This window comes from Nitrincola nitratireducens (assembly GCF_000585235.1).
Lineage (GTDB): Bacteria > Pseudomonadota > Gammaproteobacteria > Pseudomonadales > Balneatricaceae > Nitrincola > Nitrincola alkalisediminis.
In genome coordinates this window covers 236374-257162 of the sequence record NZ_AONB01000003.1, presented here as the reverse complement: position 1 = coordinate 257162, position 20789 = coordinate 236374, and the positions used below count along the sequence as shown (strand labels likewise).

Genomic DNA, 20789 nt, shown 5'->3' with positions numbered 1-20789 from the left:
TCCTTAGTGGCCCATTAATTTTTCGATGGCTTCAGGCTTATCATGCACACCATAACGATCAACAAGAGTCGCGCTGGCTTCATTTAGCCCCAGAATTTCCACCTCAATGCCTTCACGTCTAAACTTAATCACGATCATATCCAATGCGGCAACGGAGGTGATATCCCAGAAGTGCGCACGGCTTACATCAATAATGACCTTGTCTAGATCTTCTTTAAGATCAAAAGACGAAGAGAAATACTCAGCCGAGCTGAAAAACACTTGTCCAACAACGTGATAACGACGTGTATTGCCTGCCTCTTTTTCAGACTTGATGTACAAGAACTTGCCCACTTTATTGGCAAAATTCAAGGAGGCAATTAACACCCCAACAAACACACCATACGCCAAATTATGCGTGGCAACGACCACCACTACGGTAGCCAGCATCACAACATTGGTCGACATTGGATGCTTCTTAAGATTCGTAATGGACTCCCAACTAAAGGTTCCGATCGACACCATGATCATCACCGCCACCAAAGCAGCCATGGGAATGACCCCTAACCAGTCACCGATGAAGACAATCATCAGCAATAAGAACACACCAGCCGACAGGGTTGAAAGTCGACCGCGCCCACCCGATTTAATGTTAATAATCGACTGTCCAATCATTGCACAACCCGCCATACCACCGAGTAAGCCTGCACCTATGTTCGCAATTCCCTGTCCCTTACACTCACGATTTTTATCACTTTTGGTGTCGGTTAAGTCATCGACAATCGTTGCTGTCATTAAGGACTCTAACAAACCAACCACAGCCAAGGCCGCAGAATAGGGCAAAATAATCCAAAGTGTTTCAAGGTTGAGAGGCACATCCGGCCATAAGAAAATCGGTAAGGTATCGGGCAGTTGTCCCATATCACTCACGGTGCGAATATCCAGATCCAGAAGCAGAGCGACGCCAGTCAGCACCAAAATACACACCAACGGTGATGGGATAGTTTTATTGATATAGGGGAAGAGGTAAATAATCCCCAAACCTGCCGCTGTCATCGCGTATACATGCCAAGTCACATTCGTGAGTTCAGGCAATTGTGCCATAAAGATAAGAATGGCCAGTGCATTGACAAAGCCTGTCACCACCGAGCGCGAGACAAAGCGCATCAGCGCACCTAGCTTGATGTAACCTGCAACGATTTGGAGAACCCCGGTTAGAATCGTCGCGGCAAGCAAGTACTCTAAGCCATGCTCACGAACCAATGTCACCATCAATAATGCCATTGCCCCCGTTGCCGCCGAAATCATGCCCGGACGGCCACCCACAATCGATATAATCACGGCAATACAAAATGAGGCATACAAACCCACACGAGGGTCCACACCCGCGATGATCGAGAAGGCAATTGCCTCAGGAATTAACGCCAAGGCCACCACTAAACCCGCGAGCAAATCACCACGCACATTGCCAAGCCAGTCTTGGCGCGTTGAAGAAAACAACATGTAAAGCATCCATTATCAGAGAATAAACACAACTGCCCGTCAGCCTTCATAAGGATTATTCAGAGTTGGCAAACAGGCATACGAAAAGGGCTAAGATAAACTCAGCCTATGACAGGGGGTTTGCAATTCAACCAAATTTGATGGTAAGAATCGCAATAAAGGGAACGCTAGGGTGGAGTCACAGCCATATAATGCGCCAGCATCCGACTTTTTCCAGATAAGTAGTTGAAGGCGCGATTATACGCTGTTTTGGGTTAGGCTGTAAAACGCTAGGCTCGGTTTACCCGTATTACCGCTCACCCATCGATTCACTCAGGGTTTTGATAATCGGCTTCGTCAAATACTGCAACACCGTGCGGCGTCCGGTTTTGATTTCGACGGTTGCCGTCATCCCCGGCTGAATATCCAACTCCCGATCCGTCGCACTAAACTTACGACCATCGGTTCGAACACGTATCCGATAATACGGCTGCTCCCCCTGCTGCAGGTCATCTGTTAGCGTGTCGGCACTGATGAACATCAAACGACCCGGTAAATCACCGTAAATGGTAAAGTCGTAGGCATCAATTTTGACACGGGCATCCAGCCCAACGTGTAAAAAGGCAATGTCACCTGGGTTAATTTTGGCCTCGATCAGCAAATCATCTTCCAAAGGCACGATCTGCATCACCTCCTCTCCCGGACGTATGACACCGCCCAGCGTATTAATGCGAACGTTTTTAACGATACCCGACATAGGTGCGAACAACTCGGTTTGCTCCATCAAATTGCGACGCTGCGCCAGCTGCTGCTCGACACTGCTCAATTCAGCCATGACCTGCGTCAACTCACTTTGCACCTCTTGCATATACGCATTGCGCTTGTTCGTGATTTGCGCGTTCATCTCTGCAACTTGTCGTTCCAGACGCAACAACTCGGTGCGACTGACATCGCCAGATGCAAGCAAAGGCCGATTCATGCGCAGCTCTTGCTCCAACAACCCCCGCACCTGCGCTAAGGCCGCTAGCTCTTCATTCAAGGCAGCCTGACGCTTTTGCTTCAAAGCCATTTGATTGGCACGAAGGCTCGGATAATCATCAAGAACGTCTGGAAAAACCGGAGATTGATCCAAGGCTTCGGCCAGCAAACGTGACGAAATAGCGGACAAACTGGCATACTGAGCACGTGTTTCCAGATACGCCGCCTCAGCACGGGTGCGATCCAAACGCACCAGCAATTGCCCAGCCTCAACGCTGTCACCCTCGCGCACTAGCAAATCCTCCAGCGTTCCACCGTCTTGCGACTGGATCAGCTGCGTTCGGGAACTGGAAATAACCGAACCTTGAGCCGTGTCACCTCATCCAGTTCAGCAAAATATGCCCAAGTAAAAAAGCAAGATAAAACCAACAGGGTTCCCCAAATCACAATCCGTGGTGACTGAGTATTGTCCTCATGACTCGATGCCGAGGCGTCTGAGGTTCGTAAAAACCATAACAACTTCATAAATTTTCCACTTAGTGAGGGGCCGTGTCTGTTGCAGGTGTTTTTGTCGGTTGTCGCATCAAAGCCAACACCTTATCACGCGTGTCATCCATCACAATTTGCCCGGAATCCACCACAATGATTCGATCCACATGAGGTAAAACGGCGGGTTTATGCGTCACCACCACTAAAATACTCTGAGGAGAAATTTCTTGGAACAGATGCTTCATGACCTTCGCTTCAAGACGAGAATCCATCGAAGCGGTCGGCTCATCCAGGAGCATCACCTTAGGTTGCGCCAACAGCAAACGGGTTAACCCCACCAACTGACGTTGCCCACCGGATAAACCACGCCCACCTTCGGTAATCTCTAACTCAAGCCCCTGAGGGTGATTCTGAATCACTTGATCCAATCCCGTCAGTGCCGCCGCCTGCAAGATACGGCTATCACTCGGGGTTGGCAAGCCTAGCGTTAAATTGGCCTTTAGCGAACCGTTAAACAGGCGTACATCCTGAGGCAAATACCCAATATGCTCACGTAAAAACGCCGGAGCCAAATGCTGCATATCAATGTCGTCTAAGTAGACACTGCCTGCTTGCGGTTTGTACAAGCCCGATAAGAGTTTAATCAAGGTTGACTTACCCGAGCCGACAGAACCAATCACCGCAACCCGCTCACCCGGTTTAATGAAGAGAGCGGCAGTGGCAAAGGTCGGACGCTCTTGAGTATAACCAAAGCTGACCTTTTCTAAGCGCACTCGGCCATCACACCCCTCGGGAATGATGAGTTTAGCGTCCACTTCACGGTCACTCGGCACCTGCATAATATTGTCTAAGGCTTCCAGTGCAATTTTGGCATTGTTCCACTGGGACACCAGTTGTGGAATTTGCGAAATTGGACTCAAGGCTCGACCAGCGATAATCGAGCAGGCAATCAAGCCGCCCATCGAAAGCTGACCATTGCTGATGGCATAAGCGCCCACCGCAATCATCCCCACATAGTTAATTTGCTGAATGGATTGCGACAAATTTGTGGAACGCATCGACAACAGCTTTAAGCGCAGCTCATTTGCCGACAGGGTTTGCGTCAACTGGCGATAACGGTCTTGCATTTTCCATGTGCCGCCGGCTGCTTTAATCGACTCGATACCATCAATTGACTCAATCAATAAGCCATTTTTTTGGTTCGATTCGGCCATTTGCAAGCGCGTGTATTCCTTAATTTTACGACTGGCCAAAAAGCCCGTCATCACCGCAATCGGCACCATCACCACAGGCACCAACGCCACGGGTCCGCCAATAATGGCAATCACACCAATAAAGAACAACGCAAAGGGCGCATCGGCTAAAATAAACAAAGTGGACGCCGTCATAAATGAGCGAACGGACTCGAAGTTACGAATCTGAGACGCAAAGGTACCCACTGTCGCCGGACGAACATCCATACGGATATCCATCGCCTTGCTAAAAAACACTTCTGACAATTCCAAATCAATCCGCTTTGAGGCTCGCTCAACAATATAAGAGCGCGCCTGCTTCATGATGAACTCCAAGAGTATGGCCACCATCACACCAATGGTTAACACCCATAGAGTGGAAAAACCCCGTGTTGGCACGACACGGTCATAGACTTGCATCGTGTACAACGCCGAAAACAAGGCTAAGGAACTGATAATAAAGGTCGCAAAAACCCCTTCCATAAACACACGACGATGCTTACGCAAGGCAAAAGCAAACCAGTCACTGGCGCTTTTAGGAGCGGAGTCGCCCATAGAATTTACGACGTCCGACACCTCGAAGGCCAGCCAGAAGCCCTCCTTCAGCTCCGAGGCCTGAAGTTCAAGGGACTTGCCATCCAGTGTTTCAACACGGCAAGCACCATGACTTAAACGCCCTTTCACAAGATAGGCAAGGGCACGGTCTGTTGCGACCCAAAGTAATGGAAAATCGCCGGGTGCGAGCTTTTTAACCTCAGTCTGTCGCCACTGCCCTTTGGGGAAGGCGGCCACCCACATTTCAATGCACTGATCACGCCAAGGCAAATCATCCAATGACAGACCGTCTCGGCTTTGCTCAATCAGGCTCAGACGAAACGCTGGCATGGCTTGGCCTTTCAGGCCAGCTAACTTTGACAACAAACCCGCTAAGGCTTCACGCGGATTGCGTGTCTCGGCGACGGGGGTAATCGGGGGGGTGGTTTGAGAAGTCTCAATACTCATCCAAACGTCCTAAGGTGTTCTCGTTAATGTCACCACTTAATAATAACAACCGCAGTTTGGCCAGTTCTAATGGCGCTTGCAAGTCGGCCAACAGGGCTTGAGCCTGAGCTTTCTCGCGTTGCGCGTTCAGCACATCCAGCCAACTTTTTCGACCCACGTGAAACTGGCGTAAGTAAGACTCAACAATGAGCTCAGCCGCTGCCAGCATATTCTGCGTTGCCGGAATCTGCTGCTCCAGGGTGTCTATCTCGGCTTGCAAACTGTCAATTGTCGTCCGCAATTCGCGCTCATACACTTGAATGCGATCCGTCGCGGCATCCAGTCGCGCATGCGCGGCCTTTACCCGAGAGAAATTCGCCAAGCCAGAGTCCAGCTGCATCTGCAATCCAACGTAACTGCGCGATGAGTCCTCGCCGCTCGCACGCTTACCAACGCGCTGTTCGTGTCCCAACACCACTGATGGTAAACTCTGTGCGCGGGTAATGGCAATGTCGGCTCGACCTTGCTGCACCTGAGTGAGCAAACGCTCACGTGTAGGCGAATAACTGACGACCCTATCGGCGACCCAAGGCTCATTCACCGTGACCAGCTCAAAGGTTTGTGGCGTGACCAAATGAAACACTTCGCGGTTCACCAATTGATTCAGTCGGCTGCGCACCACTCTTAATTGACGCATCAACACCTGCACATCGGCCTGTGCTTGGTACAAACGCGAAGAGGCCAGCGTTTGATCCGCAACCGGGTTGATTTCAGCGCGGACACGACGTTCAATGGTGCCCAGCAGGGTTTCCAACTCACGCTCATTCTCTTTGGCAATGGCAATCCGTGACTGCAATCGCAAGATCTCGAAGAAAGCCGATGCGGTGTCTTCCAGCAATTTTAGTTGGGTTTCCATCACCCCGGCGCGCGCGTCGTTTTCACGGGCCTCGCTGAAATCAATATTGCCCTGTATCCGCCCCCCCGTCCACAAGGGTTGTTCAATACGGGCGGTGGTTTGCAAGCCACCTGATCGCCACTGACTGTCGAGACCGACGGACGGGAATCGCCCCCACTCAGCCGCTTCACGATCTTCTTGCGCCGCTTGTAACTCGGCCTGACTCACCCGGATATTCGGATGCTGTGACAGCGCTTCTCGCATTAAGTCTGCCAAGCGCTCTTCAGGGGCATGGAGAATTTGCTGGGTTTGAGCCTGTTGCGCATCAAACTTCTCGTCTAACGCTAAGCGCACGGACTCCTCGGCACTGACCGCCGACACACCACTGACACAAAGTAACGCAAGAAGGCGAGACGTCCACCCAAATCGATTTGACACATTTACCATGCTTGTTGTCCTTATCGTCTTAATCAAAACACAAAAACGCCGCCGGCTGCCCGGCGACGTTTTTTGATGGCACTAACGACTAAACTTCATTAACCCAAGAGTTGCTCAGACGGTTGCGGCAAGAAGTTTTCAGCGGTTAACTCACCTCCCGTGGTATTCACCAACGCCAAGAGTTTCATCTCGTAGGATTCCACACTACTGTCATCCGTTGAGGATTGCTGATGCGCCCAAATGGCGGTCACATCGGCATTGTCAGCCGCCGCAACGGCAAAGATCGAGGTGTTGATCTCATGATTGTCGGTAACAGCGTTGAAGTTAAACAGATCGTTTAGCAAGTCTGCCACTTTCTCAGCATTGGTCAAATCCGCCGCCGCAACGGTCGTATTTGCCGCTTGATTATGCGCCGCACTGATGAAACCGAACTCAGTTTCACTGAGATCAAAGCCAAATGCCAATACCTCTCCATCTGGATTCGTCACACTGGTTTGATATTCAACCTCACCACTGACCGTCGATTGCAACAGATCACCTTCTAAGGCAATCAAATCATGCTCAACTTGGAAGTGATGAATCACATCAGGGCCCGAGATACCGCTACTGAGAACAGCGACGACTGAGTCATCCCAAGCATATTCAGCAAATCCTTCTTCAACGACCTCGATGTCCAAGTCTTCAGAATCGCTCGCGGTTAACTCACTCGCGTCCTCACCTTCGACCGTTTCTGTCTCTGTAATGATCGTGGTGAGATCCTTGTCATCAATTGAAGTGTAGACGCCATCGCCGTTTTGCGTTCCGCCATTTAAATAGTCCGTCACTAAGCCTGCATCCGTGTAGATTCCTGGATCCGATCCAAATAAGGAGTCATCACCTTGATTTGTATTGCCAGCATCAGGATTAGGTGAATGGGCATCGGCTACATACCCTGATTCAGGGTTGGTATGCGTTTGCTGCACACCTTCATTATTCTCTCCTGAAAGAGGTGAATCCCCATAGTAAGATGCGTTTTCGAAGTCATTGTTGTGATCCGTGCCAGGATTAACCCAAGCTTCATCAACATCTTTCGCTTCAACACCCTCCTTAACTTGATCATTGATATCCAGCAAACCATTGAGCATCGCCACCGACTGTATGAACAGAGGCGTATCAGATGAGAAACTGACCGCAGAGCTTGCACCTGAGTCGCTTGATGTAATCACCAAACCCTCTTGTGTTAACTCAATGGTGGCAATGTTATGTATCCAATTTACATTCACTTGATCCCGTAACTCTTTGATCAAGTCAGCAAGTGAACGGCTAGTCCCCGCTGTAAATTCAATCTCAACAGCTTCACGATCATCAATCTGGATAGTGAAGCTGTAGCTACCGGCTTTCAGCGCGTAATCACTTGCCGTGCGTCCACCGGAGACTAAGCCTGCCAACTCTGTCACCGTCACTGAGGCAAATGAGTCATCAGGTGCTGTATTTGTATACTCACCCAATGCATACTCATCGTAGAGGTAGTCTTTGTTGATGCCATATTGATCAAACAATTGGCTCAAAGACAGCCCACTGGTATAGCCATCTATAAAGTTTGCAAGATTATCGCCCAACAGCGTCAATAAATAGTCCGAGCCTGCTGCACTGCCACTGGCTGAATCATTGTAGTTAACCACTGCGGCATCCTGACCTGTTTGCGCATACTGACTGCCAGGTTCATGAGTTTTATCAAAGACCTTAAGACTGGATGTTTCATCCTTAAATACAAAGGTGCCCTCTTCAACAGTTTCAGCTGACACTGCGTTGGTCAAGGTTACATTTGCCGCATTGACAACAAGAACGCTGATACTGCCTTCGGCAATACTGCCCAAGCTGTTCGGCCCAAACTCACCGGACACTAACCGCAGACTATTCGAGTTCGCTGATTCCTCAAACTCACCTGTCGCGATATTAACAAACCCCTGTAATACCATCCCTAACTGGCTCTCTGATGGGGCGGAAGACAACCCATGATCCAAAATCATCTGTGCTTTTAAGGCTGCAACAAGCACTTCTGAACGTGCGCTGGTCAGACCTGCAACATTGACATGTGTAACTGCATCTTCCGGATCAGTGCCATCCCAGAGCTTCACGGAGGACGTAATGCCATCTACAGTGACACTAATCAGAGTGCCTTTCGGCGTGGTGCTGACATTGTCCAACTGTGAATTTGAGAAGTTCAAATCGATCACTTGCACTCGGCTCAGATCTGGATCAATCACCTGATAGGTGTAGCCCTGATCATCCACATTCATTTGATCTGGACCCGGGTTTTTACCTGTAAGAATCAAGGTTGTGCCGTCAACGTTAACCTTGCCAACGCTATCAGCAATGGCCGCAACAGGCACGGCAAAGGTCGTTAATGACAAACCGCCCGCTGCGATCTCGATACTGGCTAGATCACCAGTGGCAAGGGTCGTGATTTGTAAGCCATCGGCCGTCAGTTCAACAGTTGCCATTCCTTGCAAAGCTGACTCAATGAACGCTAAATAATCGGTCACTGTCACATCGCCAGTGGCATTGAACTGTTCAGTAACTGGTTGACCATTAATTAAAAGCGCAACGTCATAATCGCCGTCTTTGAGCACTGCGGTCTCTTTCAGGTTGGCAAACTCAGTCAAGAGCACACTGGCGTTTTTCGCGTCTTCAGCTAGGACCTCATCTTTGCCATTGGCAGGTGAGTCATTTGCCACGCCCGTACCCGCACCCACATCCGTAAAGAGGCTTGCACTCACAAAAGACAGCTTCGCCTCAGCACCGGTCTCGACAGTACGTGCAATCAACTGATCGCTACCAACCGCTTCAAACACAACACTACCGCTAAACGCTGAGCTGGCATTCAGTGCAGTCGCTATGTCAGCCAACGAAGACCCTGCTGCGATCACTCCCTGAGCCTGTAAAAGCGGGCCATCATTCACGTTCAAACGAATATCGAAGTTGGTAAAGCTGGTCGGTGTACCTGTGTAGAAGAAGTCGATGGTTAAGGCTGCAGGTTCAGCTGGCTCAAAGGCTACGGCCTCTGCGCCCGTAAGATCAACGACTGCATTGCTGTAATCCGCTTCGGCATAGCGGTCCGTTTGAACATTGAAGCTCAGATTTGCGTCGATTGTCGTTGGCCCATCAGGGTTAACGACAGGCGTGATAGCAATGACACCATTGATTAACTCAACGGACTCTACAAGCGTGAAGCTGTTAAGGTAGTCGATAAAATCTTGAACGCTGGAGCCCGTTTTAGCCCCATCGCTGGCTTGAGTCGGCATAAAGTCAATAACGACCTCAGTGCCATTGATGATTAAAGTGCCTTCGATCCGTTCAAAGCTGAGGGCGTCATCAGCCGACAGAGGCTGTTCACCTATTAGGGCGAAGTATTCGCTGCCTTGTGCGGAGCCATGCAAAACATAAATTTCTAACTGATCGATTACTGTGAAGTCTGAATTGTATATTGCTGGCAAGCTAAATTCAGTCAAGTTGATCGAAACCTCTGCACCTGTGGCATCGGATGTGATGACAAAGGCATTTAGACTCTCGTCAAACTCTACCGTGGCCTTACCCTCTAGCGCTTGCGTAAACAACTCGGCTAGTTGGGCCATGGTCGTATCTGCTTGAAGCGTCTCTACTATCTCAAATGGATACTCATCTTCGCCATCATTAATCGTTAAGCGCAGCGTGACACTTGAGCCGGATTGGATGAAGTCTTGTTCATTTACATTTTCTAACTCTAGGGTGATTTTAGCCGGTAATGTTCCACCAGAAGACTCTACCACATCAAGTGTTAAACTATATTCAGGGTGGAAGTTTTCAACAAGAACTCCATCTTGATCCATTGTAAATTCATAGATGTCGTTATCAAGTGGCATATTTCCATAAATACTAAATGCATGCCCAGAACTATTATTCAGCAGAGCAAGTGATTCACCCTCTGCTGCGATTAAGACAATACCACCTTCATCATACATAATATCTAGATCGGGCAATTCTAAAGCAGTTAAAATACTGTCCAATTGACCATTCATATACCCTATTGCTTCAGAGAGGCTGTAATTTTGAGTACCTAAGCCATCGAAATATCGAACTTGGTCAATTCCATCACCCGTAACGCTCAAACTATAGCCCGCTAAAAAGCTATCATCGCCATATATATCATCTTTCATCACAAACTGAAGATTTAACTCCTCGCCTGCATAATTGATTGATATTACAAGGTTGAAGTTTGAATGATAGTTTGCTGCAAGGCCAAAGATAGGGTGTGATCCGTCTGTAGGCCCAAAAAGATCAGGAAGTCCTATTTTAATCGTACTGGAGCCATTGCCATCGCTTCCCTCAGCTTCTAGCGGCCCGACATCGACACCATCAGACAACTCTGCCTTTTCCACAAAGCCACTGATACGGAACTCACTTAATGTCAGTGCAGCCGACTCACCGACGCTAGTGCTTGTCAGGACAAGCTCATTCGAATCCGCATCAAACTCTACCGATGCATCTGGAGATAACCCTGCATTTAAATAGTCAATGAACTCCGCAAACGTAGCAGTGCCATTGACACCGGGATAATCATTCGAATCATGCCAACTGAATGGTTGCATGGAACCATTGTTGATCGCTATTTCAAAGAAAGGATAGCTTTGATCAGAGGATAGAATTGAATCAAGGCTAACACCTTCTGGAAGCACAATGCGCAACACAGCGGGTTCTGAGGCAATTCCTTGTGCTACTCTATTGCTTTCAAAGACCCCATCACGTGCATCTATAAGAGCTTGAGCAAGATTAATGACAGTGGCATTGTCATCCGTACCCGCCTTGGCGGTGATTTGGGTGCCAGCGATGCCTAAACTGACCTCAGGCTGCTCGCCACCAAGCACGCTTTGCGGCAATACACCACTGAAGTCGACTTCGGTGATTTGTGCCTGTGCAGGAAGCGTTTTAAAGACGTCGGTGATATTGATTTCACCATAGCCATCTTCCGCATCTTTCGCTGTGAAGGTGAAGGTTGAGCCGTTAAGGGTAATAGACTCTAAATTCAGAAGCTCTACATCACTCTCAATCTGATCCTTTAATTTATTAAGCGTCAATACAATAGGATCTTCTTGCTTAAAATCAACTGCGCCAATTAAATTGGCTCCATTAAGCTCAAGCCTAAATGGATCTTCATATGACTCAGAAACCTCCAACCTAATATAATCCAACAAAACAACTTCATCACTTATAACATTTTCATTAAATACAATATTAATCTCATTATCTATTGTATTAAAAAAGACATTTTCAACGCTTGGTAAGTCTTCAAGCCAGTCCAAGAAAGCCGACAACCTAAGATCATCTGCTGGTCGGGGATTATAGATGTAACTTACTTCATCAATCATAAGCCCAAAATTCGACCAAATGGGTGTCATTATCGAATCTAAGGTAAGTAAAGAGTCTCCTCCTTCCGCAAATTTTATAACGAGCTCTAAGTGATTTTTTATGTGCATATCCTGCACATACGACTTACCATTGACGGTTAAACCAATTGATCCACCCACATAGTAGTCAGCCTCATCATTGCTAAAGGTGGCCGTCGCTTGTTGCTGCACAGGCTCGATTGAGATGGTGGCTTTTTCAATGGTGAAGGCTTCTTTTACACTCTCTTTTGAAACGAGAGTGAATTCGCCAGTGCTTTCATTAAAGTGAATAGCACCGATGACATCGCCTATGTACTGATCATGAGTATCATCATTGATCGCGGCATCTAATAGCGCTTTGAGATCATTTAATGTTTCAAATGCGGGTCCCTCATTTGCTTTCATTGGCACTTCGAAGGTGATGGAATCTCCATCACCCAATTTCAGCTCTAAAGTAATGCGTCCACCCTGATAATAGGCCGCATCCGACGTAGTAAAGGTCGCCGTTGCAATTTGCTTCACGCCTTGGTAATCCAGCGTAATATCGCTGATTTCGAAGGTTTGCTTGGCGTTGTCTTTGGCCGTTAAGGTGATGCCATTTTCAGATACCTCGGCTCCAGCCAAGAGCTGGGATAGCACTGGGTCTGGTTGATCTAAGGATTCGGGTGAACCTAACACAGAGCTAGAAACCGTCAGTATTATCGAGCCCAATGGATAGCCTTGTTCAACTTGAAAGAAAACATCAGACCTCATAAATGTGAGTGTTAAAGGTGTTTTGACTACTAGAACCGAGTTATCAACAATTTCAGCTGTTGCATCTATACTCAATGAAGAGAAGTGTGCATTTAAATCAGCTATATGTTCAGCTAACGTTTTTACATGCCCACTCAAATAGTCTGCGTTTATATTATTAATTCCATCATTAAAAGTAATTAAATGAAAAAAACCATTTAACAGATAACTTTCTTGTAGTTCTCCGCTTGGATAGTTTGAATTAGACAAGGTATATGTATTGGGTGTTGCTGGGATAATTGATCCATTCACTTTTTCATTAATTGCATCAACCAAATTCGCCTGCGTTTCAGCCGCGTTTGCACCCATTTCAGCCGAAATGCGGACAGCATTCACTGTATCCTTCTCACCGTTGGCATCTAATGGGGTAATCGTGATCCACACCTTACCGTCTTCAAAATAGACATCAGCCGCACGGTCATTGCCTGGGCCGATATCATCGTTATCGAAGGTAAATCCTGTGTATTTGCCCGAGTTGCTGTTCAACTCAAGCGTTGCTTGCTGTGCCTCACCGGCATAATCCATTTCAGCTGTAATACTTAGGGTATCTTCGCCTTCGGTGCTGGATAGAAGGGTAATGCCATCAGTTACTTGTCCCTTGAATGTCAGTGCAGAGACAGGGATAAGTGCGTTAAATCCACCTGAGGTCACCTGAAAGTCTAACGAGTTAAACTCACTATTGTAACTTGCTGTTAATCGATAAGCAGGATCCGAACTTAAAATAGCATTAATAGCAGTCACTAACGCATTCACATCTTCGTATATTGCATTTTCTAATAAATGGAAATTAAACCCAATACTCCCAGCAGTAGATGATCTAAAAACACTTGAACCTGTTTGTAGGATTTGAATACCCGCAGCACTGCTAAGATCTAAATCATTTGCTGAAAAGCTAAGAATATTATTGGCTAATCCCGTACGAGCTGTCGGCTTGACTGTAAAATCTGTGACACTAAATCCAATGGACTCAAGGCTACCAAGACCTTGGTCCGCTATCGCTTGTTTCAACTTCTCTATTGTTGCCTTAGCATCGCCAGCGACCATCTCGACTGCAATCGTGTCATCATTGATTTTAATACGTAGCTCGCCGCCTTCATAGTAGTAAGTATCATCCAAGCTAAACTGAACACTTACCTCTTGCTGCACACCCGGTACATCAATGCTTGCTTCTTGCACACTAAAAGTTGGCCCATCAGTCTCTCCAACTTTCAAAGCAGTCAAGGTAATTGTAGTTCCTTGAGCGCTCGCCTCGTCGATAATATCGCCTAAATAAATACCCTCCTCAACAAGAGTTGTTTCATCCTCAACTGAACGTGCCGCATTAATTGCAGCGACTAAAGCAGTAACAGACGCATTAGCATCTCCCGCAACAACCTCGGCTTTAATGACCACGCCACTAATGGTCACACTCAAATAACGCGTAAATTCTGTTGTATTGGTACCATTGGTATTAGCAGGATAGTCTTGATCATTGCTTGAAAAATTCACAACCACTTGCGTTTTTAACCCATCATTGACGATGGCTTCGGTACCGTTATGTCCACCGGATAACTGCAGAGGCTTGAAGCCACAAACACTGTTAACTTAGCTTCATCTGCATTAACTGTGACTCCCATGATAGATGAAGACGTCGTTAGCAAATCGGCTAATGCCTGAAGTCCAACCTCCGACGTTTCTCCTTTTTCAAGAGTATAGGAGTAAGAGTGTCCATTAACCGTCAGAGTTAACACCGTCCCTTCACGATAATCAGATTCATCCATTGAGAAAGCAATACTGGCACTTGGCAGCACTTGTCCATCTAGAATGCTCTGATAAACAACCGTATCCACCGACCCGTCACGGTGAGTCAAATAGATGGTATCAGCACCGGCACCACCAACGATGGTTTCATCACCGCGACCTGCAAAATAGGTGTCGTTGCCATCGTCCAGTTCGACACGAAGATTGATATCCGAGGTCATGGCCGCCATATCAAGGGTGTTATTCAACTCATTGCCAATGGCAACAACTTGGCCTGCACCGACTAATGCTAAGCTTTGATCTGGATTGGCGAGGGCCGCTTGCACCGTTGTCGCATAGTCGCGTATGTCGTATTCGACCTTGTCTGCTCCTGCCACTAAGCCCGCTTGTGACAGCGCTGTGGCTTGCGCAACCGTCAGAGGCTCAGTCACTTTGATGGTGATGGTACTGGCGTCATAGTTTGCCAGTGCGTCCAGCAGTGCCTCTGCAATGATGTTGACTGAAGCCGTGCCATTGCTGCCAAAAAGCTCAGCAACCGTGAAAACCAAGGTGTCGCCTTCGAAAGGATCAGTGGGCGGCTGGAGTGCCTCTAATGCCGCTTTTAAATCATCAATTTGTGCTTGAAGGTCGGTAATTTGGTCTTGAAGATCCTCAAGTGTGTCCGACAATCCCGTATCAACGCCTAGCGCTAATTTTAAATCGTCTATCTCTTGTTTGAGGGTCTCAATTTCTTCAGTTAAAGCCTCTAAATCCACAGCCACCGTTTCGTTGTCTGTTGTCAAGCCATCAATTTGCGCTTGCAGATCAGCAATTGCTGCATTCAGAGCCGTTGTGAGATTACTTGAAACTTGGTCAATACTGTCTTGTAAATGCGTTTCCAATGACTCTAATGCCGATGTTAAGCTGATGACCTCAGCTGCTAGTGCACTGGCATTCGCTGCATCGCCTGCTGCCGATAAGGTTGCCAAAGCATCTAGATCAGCTTGAGTGGCTGTCAGTTGAGCGGCTAGGGCCGATAAATCAGCCGCTGTCGCACTTTCTGTGCTTAATCCATTTATTTGTGCTTGCAGATCTGCAATCGCTGCATTTAGAGATGCAGAAAGTTCGCTCGTCGCTTCAACTATGCTGTTTTCTAAACTGGTTTCGAGTGCAGCCAGCGCTGACGTTAAGCTTGCCACTTCAGTAGCCAAGGCTTGAGCATTGGCCGCATCGCCTGCTGCTGACAAAGTTGCCAAAGCCGCTAGTTCGCCTTTAGTCGCAGCCAGTTCAGCTGCTAAATCAGACAAGTTCGCTGCGGTGGCATTTTCCAGACCATTAATTTGCATCTGTAAATTGGTCAGGCTGTCACTCAAGGAGTTAAATAAATCGTTAGACACTTGATCAACGTAGGCTACCAAGCTGGTTTCAAGCGCTGATAGCGATGCATTCATGGTTGCAAGGGTTTCAGCATCGCCTGCCGCCGATAAGATTGCCAAAGCCGCTAGTTCGGCTTGAGTGGCCGAAAGTTCAGCCGCTAAATCAGACAAGTTCGCTGCGGTGGCATTTTCCAGACCATTAATTTGCATCTGTAAATTGGTCAGGCTGCTATCCAATGAGTTAAACAAAGCGTTAGACACTTGATCAACGTAGGCTACCAGGCTGGTTTCAAGCGCTGCCAATGATGCACTCATGGTTGCTAGGATTTCAGCATCGCCTGCCGCCGATAAGGTTGCCAAAGCCGCTAGTTCGGCTTGAGTGGCCGAAAGTTCAGCCGCTAAGTCAGACAAGTTCGCTGCGGTGGCATTTTCCAGACCATTAATTTGCATATGCAAATTGGTCAGGCTGCTATCCAATGAGTTAAACAAATCGTTAGACACTTGATCAACGTAGGCCACCAAGCTGGTGTGAAGCGCTGATAACGATGCATTCATGGTTGCAAGGGTTTCAGCATCGCCTGCCGCTGATAAGGTTGCCAAAGCCGCCAGCTCGGCTTGAGTCGAAGCTAATTGAGCAGCCAAGGCCGACAAATCAGCCGTTGTCGCACTGTCAGTGCTCAGGCCATCTATTTGTGCTTGCAGATCAGCAATCGCTGCATTCAAAGCAGTTGACAGATCGCTGGACACTTGATCGATATTGGCTTGCAGGCTAGCTTGAAGCGCTGTCAGTGAGCTGTTCAAGGTCGCTACATTGTCACTTAATGCGGCATAAAGTGCCGCCACTTCGCTTTCCAGCGCCGCCGCTAAGTCAGCGGCTTCAGCCGATGCGATAAAAGCTTCAAGTACTGCGATTTTCGCTTCAGCTTCAATAAAGGCAGCTTGCAGTGCCAATACCAATTCCAGCGCTTGATCGCCATCTAGAGCATTAATCTGATCTTGCAAATTCGCCAGCTCAAGGTTAATGCTGGCAACCGCTTGATCCAGTTTGTTTTGCATTTGCGTCTGAGCGCTGACCAACGCGCTGTTCAAGCTCGAAACTTCAGCCGCTAGCGCACCGGCATTCGCGGCATCGCCTGCCGCTGATAAGGTTGCCAAAGCCGCCAGCTCGGCCTGATTCGCTGCTAATTGAGCAGCCAAGGCCGACAAATCAGCGCTGTCGCACTGTCAGTGCTCAGGCCATCTATTTGCGCTTGCAGATCAGCAATCGCTGCATTCAAAGCAGCAGACAGATCGCTGGACACTTGGTCGATATTGGCTTGCAGGCTAGCTTGAAGCGCTGCCAATGAACTGTTCAAGGTCACAACATTGTCACTCAGGGCGGCATAGAGTGCCGCCACTTCGCTTTCCAGAGCCGCCGCTAAGTCAGCGGCTTCAGCCGATGCGATAAAGGCTTCGAGAACTGCGATTTTCGCTTCAGCTTCTGCAAAGGCGGCTTGCAGTGCCAACACCAATTCCAGCGCTTGATCGCCATCTAGAGCGTTAATCTGATCTTGCAAATTCGCTAATTCAACATGAATGTCGGCGACCGCTTGATCCAGTTTGTTTTGCATTTGCGTCTGAGCGCTGACCAACGCGCTGTTCAAGTTCGCAACTTCAGCCGCTAGCGCGTCTGCATTCGCAGCATCGCCTGCCGCAGATAGCGTCGCTAAGGTGGCGAGATCGGCTTGAGTCGCTGCTAATTGAGCAGCCAAAGCCGATACATCAGCCGCTGTTGCACTGTCAGTGCTAAGGCCATTTATTTGCGCTTGAAGATCAGCAATCGCTGCATTCAAGGCTGCAGACAGATCGCTGGACACTTGGTCGATATTGGCTTGCAGGCTAGCTTGAAGCGCTGTCAGTGAGCTGTTCAAGGTCGCTACATTGTCACTTAATGCGGCATAAAGTGCCGCCACTTCGCTTTCCAGTGCAGAGGCCAAATCAGCAGCTTCAGCCGATGCGATAAAGGCTTCAAGAACTGCGATTTTCGCTTCAGCTTCTGCAAAGGCGGCTTGCAGTGCCAACACCAATTCCAGTGCTTGATCACCTTCTAGAGCATTAATCTGATCTTGCAGATTCGCCAATTCAACGTTAATGCTGGCGACCGCTTGATCCAGTTTGTTTTGCATTTGCGTCTGCGCGCTGACCAACGCGCTGTTCAAGCTCGCAACTTCAGCCGCTAGCGCATCAGCATTCGCGGCATCGCCTGCCGCTGATAAGGTTGCCAAAGCCGCCAGCTCGGCTTGAGTCGAAGCTAATTGAGCAGCCAAGGCCGACAAATCAGCCGTTGTCGCACTGTCAGTGCTCAGGCCATCTATTTGTGCTTGCAGATCGGCAATCGCCGCATTCAAGGCAGCCGATAGGTCGTTGGACACTTGATCAATATTGGCTTGCAGACTGACTTGAAGCGCTGTCAGTGAGCTGTTCAAGGTCGCAACATTGTCACTTAATGCGGCATAGAGTGCTGCCACTTCGCTTTCCAGCGCCGCCGCTAAGTCAGCGGCTTCAGCCGATGCGATAAAGGCTTCAAGTACTGCGATTTTCGCTTCAGCTTCAGTAAAGGCAGCTTGCAGTGCCAACACCAATTCCAGCGCTTGATCGCCATCTAGAGCGTTAATCTGATCTTGCAGATTCGCCAGCTCAAGGTTAATACTGGCAACCGCTTGATCCAGTTTGTTTTGCATTTGCGTCTGCGCGCTAACCAACGCGCTGTTCAAGCTCGCAACCTCAGCCGCTAGCGCACCAGCATTCGCGGCATCGCCTGCCGCTGACAAGGTTGCCAAAGCCGCCAGCTCGGCTTGAGTCGAAGCTAATTGAGCGGCTAATTCAGATACATCAGCCGCTGTCGCACTGTCAGTGCTAAGGCCATCTATTTGCGCTTGAAGATCAGCAATCGCTGCATTCAAGGCTGCAGACAGATCGCTGGACACTTGGTCGATATTGGTTTGCAGACTGACTTGAAGCGCTGCCAATGAACTGTTCAAGGTCGCTACATTGTCACTCAAGGCGGCATAGAGTGCTGCCACTTCGCTTTCCAGTGCCGACGCTAAGTCGGCCGCTTCAGCCGATGCGATAAAGGCTTCGAGAACTGCGATTTTCGCTTCAGCCTCCGCAAAGGCGGCTTGCAGTGCCAACACCAATTCCAGCGCTTGATCGCCATCTAGAGCGTTAATCTGATCTTGCAGATTCGCCAGCTCAAGGTTAATACTGGCAACCGCTTGATCCAGTTTGTTTTGCATTTGCGTCTGAGCGCTGACCAACGCACTGTTCAAGTTCGCAACCTCAGCCGCTAGCGCGTCTGCATTCGCAGCATCGCCTGCCGAAGATAGCGTCGCTAAAGCGGCGAGATCGGCTTGAGTCGCTGCTAATTGAGCAGCCAAGGCCGACAAATCAGCGCTGTCGCGCTGTCAGTGCTCAGGCCATCAATCTGTGCTTGGAGATCAGCTACAGCTGAGTTTAACTCAGTCGATAGATTGGCAGCGACTTGATCAATATTGGCTTGAAGAGTGGTTTGTGCAGCGGCTAAGTCATCTGTCAGCTTTTGAGACAACGTGGCTATTTGAGCTTGTAAGGTGTCACCAACCGCTTCAGCAACGATTTTTAGTGCATCGATATCCGCTTCGAGTGCGGAGATGGCTGCGTTTAACGAGGCCAACTCGGTCGCCGTTGCGCCTGATGTAGCCTCTAATGCCGCTATTTTTTGCTGTAAAGCATCAATCAATCCTGAAATTTGCGGAATGGATGGAAAAGATAAGGCATCGATGCGTTCTATAATGGCATCAACCTGCGCATTCTCAACAGGTTCGCCGTTGATTTGAATCGATACACCGCCAGTTTCATCGGCACCAAAGCCTATTAACGTAAGGTTTGGCGTGGCTAAATAGGCCTCTAACTCTGCTAACTCATCTTCAGAACTCAATTCAAGTGTTAACGCACCATGCCCAGATACGCTCACTAAAGATGCCAGCGCTTTAAATTGTGACAGAGTCAACACCACGCCCGAGTTGACTTCGATATCAATGATGCCAGAGATATTAACGCCGGACAGATCCAACGTACCATTTTTCACTTCTATTTTACTAAAGCCTTTGATGTCACTATCTGCGGCTAACTTAACGACATCATTTGCATCCGCAAAGTCGAATACCAGCTTATTATTTGATCCATCAATGTTGGTAATTAACGTAATCGTTCGTACATCGCGACTACCTGCCGTGACATCGTTAATCTTAAAGACCACATCATCGTTGGAGCCTTTGATATCACCAATGACTTCAATGCGGGTAGCATTTGGCGCAGTGATTTCAAACACATCTTCATTTTCAGTACCGACTAAACGTATAACAAAAGATTCAGCCTCAACCTCACGTGGATTACCCGGGTTAGGGTCTTGTTCCATAATGTCAGTGGGATCGGTTGGCGTTGGATCAACGGGAGTTGGATCAACAGGCGTCGGTTCTACAGGGTCAGGCGTCGAAGGGGCACTGGAAGAGCTGCTACTTGACGAGGTTAAAGCAACTCCCGCTAGCAAGCCCGCCCCCACAAACAAAGGGGATATTGAGCCTGTTACGCCCCCTGCCGACGGTGTCTCAGACAACACCGCAGCCGCCTCGTCGGCGCTGGGTTCATCAGTGGACATTTCATCTGATGCAGCAACAACTTGCGCCGTTAAGTCACCTAAAGTGGCTGGATCTATCATTTCATCCAGACTTAAGACGTCCTCTTCTTCCTCAAGTTCTTTTTTGGCTCTCTTTAACAATACTGTGTTTTTTTCGAATGTACTTGTGAGAGCCTCATTCTGGGATTGTGGTATCACCCCACTCGCTTCGTGTGTTTCTGGGCTCAAAGGCAGGCTCACCTCTGTAAATGCAGGTGCATCTTGGTGAGTAGTTGTATCAATTGAAACATTTAAGCCTTGGTTTTCATTTTCCATTCGAGCGCTCTCCAAAGAGTAATTCTTTGTCATAGTAATGATCATGTTTCGGCACTT

Annotated in this window: 9 protein-coding genes; all 9 read right to left on the bottom strand. The window is 48.4% G+C overall.

Going from position 1 to position 20789, the window contains the following annotated elements; genetic code table 11:
* Positions 1 to 3: 3 nt before the first annotated feature.
* The 9 genes from D791_RS05135 to D791_RS05100 all read right to left on the bottom strand — a co-directional run bounded on the left by D791_RS05135 (position 4) and on the right by D791_RS05100 (position 20732).
* Positions 4 to 1482, bottom strand: coding sequence for a SulP family inorganic anion transporter (locus D791_RS05135; protein WP_036508594.1), 1479 nt, complete (start codon positions 1480 to 1482; stop codon positions 4 to 6).
* A gap of 289 nt (positions 1483 to 1771) precedes the next feature.
* Positions 1772 to 2770: an HlyD family type I secretion periplasmic adaptor subunit gene (locus tag D791_RS05130; RefSeq protein ID WP_475095425.1), complete on the bottom strand. Its 999-nt coding sequence runs from the start codon at positions 2768 to 2770 to the stop codon at positions 1772 to 1774.
* A complete protein-coding gene (locus D791_RS20300) occupies positions 2770 to 2964 on the bottom strand; it encodes a hypothetical protein (protein ID WP_202806814.1) in 195 nt (64 codons plus the stop codon). Before D791_RS20300 ends, D791_RS05130 begins: the two co-directional genes overlap by 1 nt.
* A gap of 11 nt (positions 2965 to 2975) precedes the next feature.
* A complete protein-coding gene (locus D791_RS05125) occupies positions 2976 to 5162 on the bottom strand; it encodes a type I secretion system permease/ATPase (protein ID WP_051514226.1) in 2187 nt (728 codons plus the stop codon).
* Positions 5152 to 6483, bottom strand: coding sequence for a TolC family protein (locus tag D791_RS05120; protein WP_036508592.1), 1332 nt, complete (start codon positions 6481 to 6483; stop codon positions 5152 to 5154). The genes D791_RS05125 and D791_RS05120 overlap by 11 nt, the downstream gene beginning before the upstream one ends.
* A gap of 89 nt (positions 6484 to 6572) precedes the next feature.
* Positions 6573 to 14156 (bottom strand): hypothetical protein, encoded by a 7584-nt coding sequence (locus D791_RS05115; RefSeq protein WP_157682240.1) that lies wholly within the window; start codon positions 14154 to 14156, stop codon positions 6573 to 6575.
* 14 nt (positions 14157 to 14170) lie between these two features.
* Positions 14171 to 16960, bottom strand: a complete 2790-nt coding sequence (locus tag D791_RS05110; RefSeq protein ID WP_036508588.1) for a hypothetical protein — start codon at positions 16958 to 16960, stop codon at positions 14171 to 14173.
* Positions 16945 to 19179 (bottom strand): coiled-coil domain-containing protein, encoded by a 2235-nt coding sequence (locus D791_RS05105; RefSeq protein WP_036508587.1) that lies wholly within the window; start codon positions 19177 to 19179, stop codon positions 16945 to 16947. The genes D791_RS05110 and D791_RS05105 overlap by 16 nt, the downstream gene beginning before the upstream one ends.
* Entirely contained in the window at positions 19164 to 20732 is a 1569-nt protein-coding gene (locus tag D791_RS05100; RefSeq protein ID WP_036508585.1) for a hypothetical protein, read from the bottom strand. Before D791_RS05100 ends, D791_RS05105 begins: the two co-directional genes overlap by 16 nt.
* Positions 20733 to 20789: the final 57 nt, after the last annotated feature.

Bases quoted from the DNA above. Each gene is read 5' to 3' on its own strand.
- D791_RS05135 (WP_036508594.1), bottom strand. From the start codon at position 1,482: ATGTTGTTTTCTTCAACGCGCCAAGACTGGCTTGGCAATGTGCGTGGT.
- D791_RS20300 (WP_202806814.1), bottom strand. From the start codon at position 2,964: ATGAAGTTGTTATGGTTTTTACGAACCTCAGACGCCTCGGCATCGAGT.
- D791_RS05125 (WP_051514226.1), bottom strand. From the start codon at position 5,162: ATGAGTATTGAGACTTCTCAAACCACCCCCCCGATTACCCCCGTCGCC.
- D791_RS05120 (WP_036508592.1), bottom strand. From the start codon at position 6,483: ATGGTAAATGTGTCAAATCGATTTGGGTGGACGTCTCGCCTTCTTGCG.
- D791_RS05100 (WP_036508585.1), bottom strand. From the start codon at position 20,732: ATGGAAAATGAAAACCAAGGCTTAAATGTTTCAATTGATACAACTACT.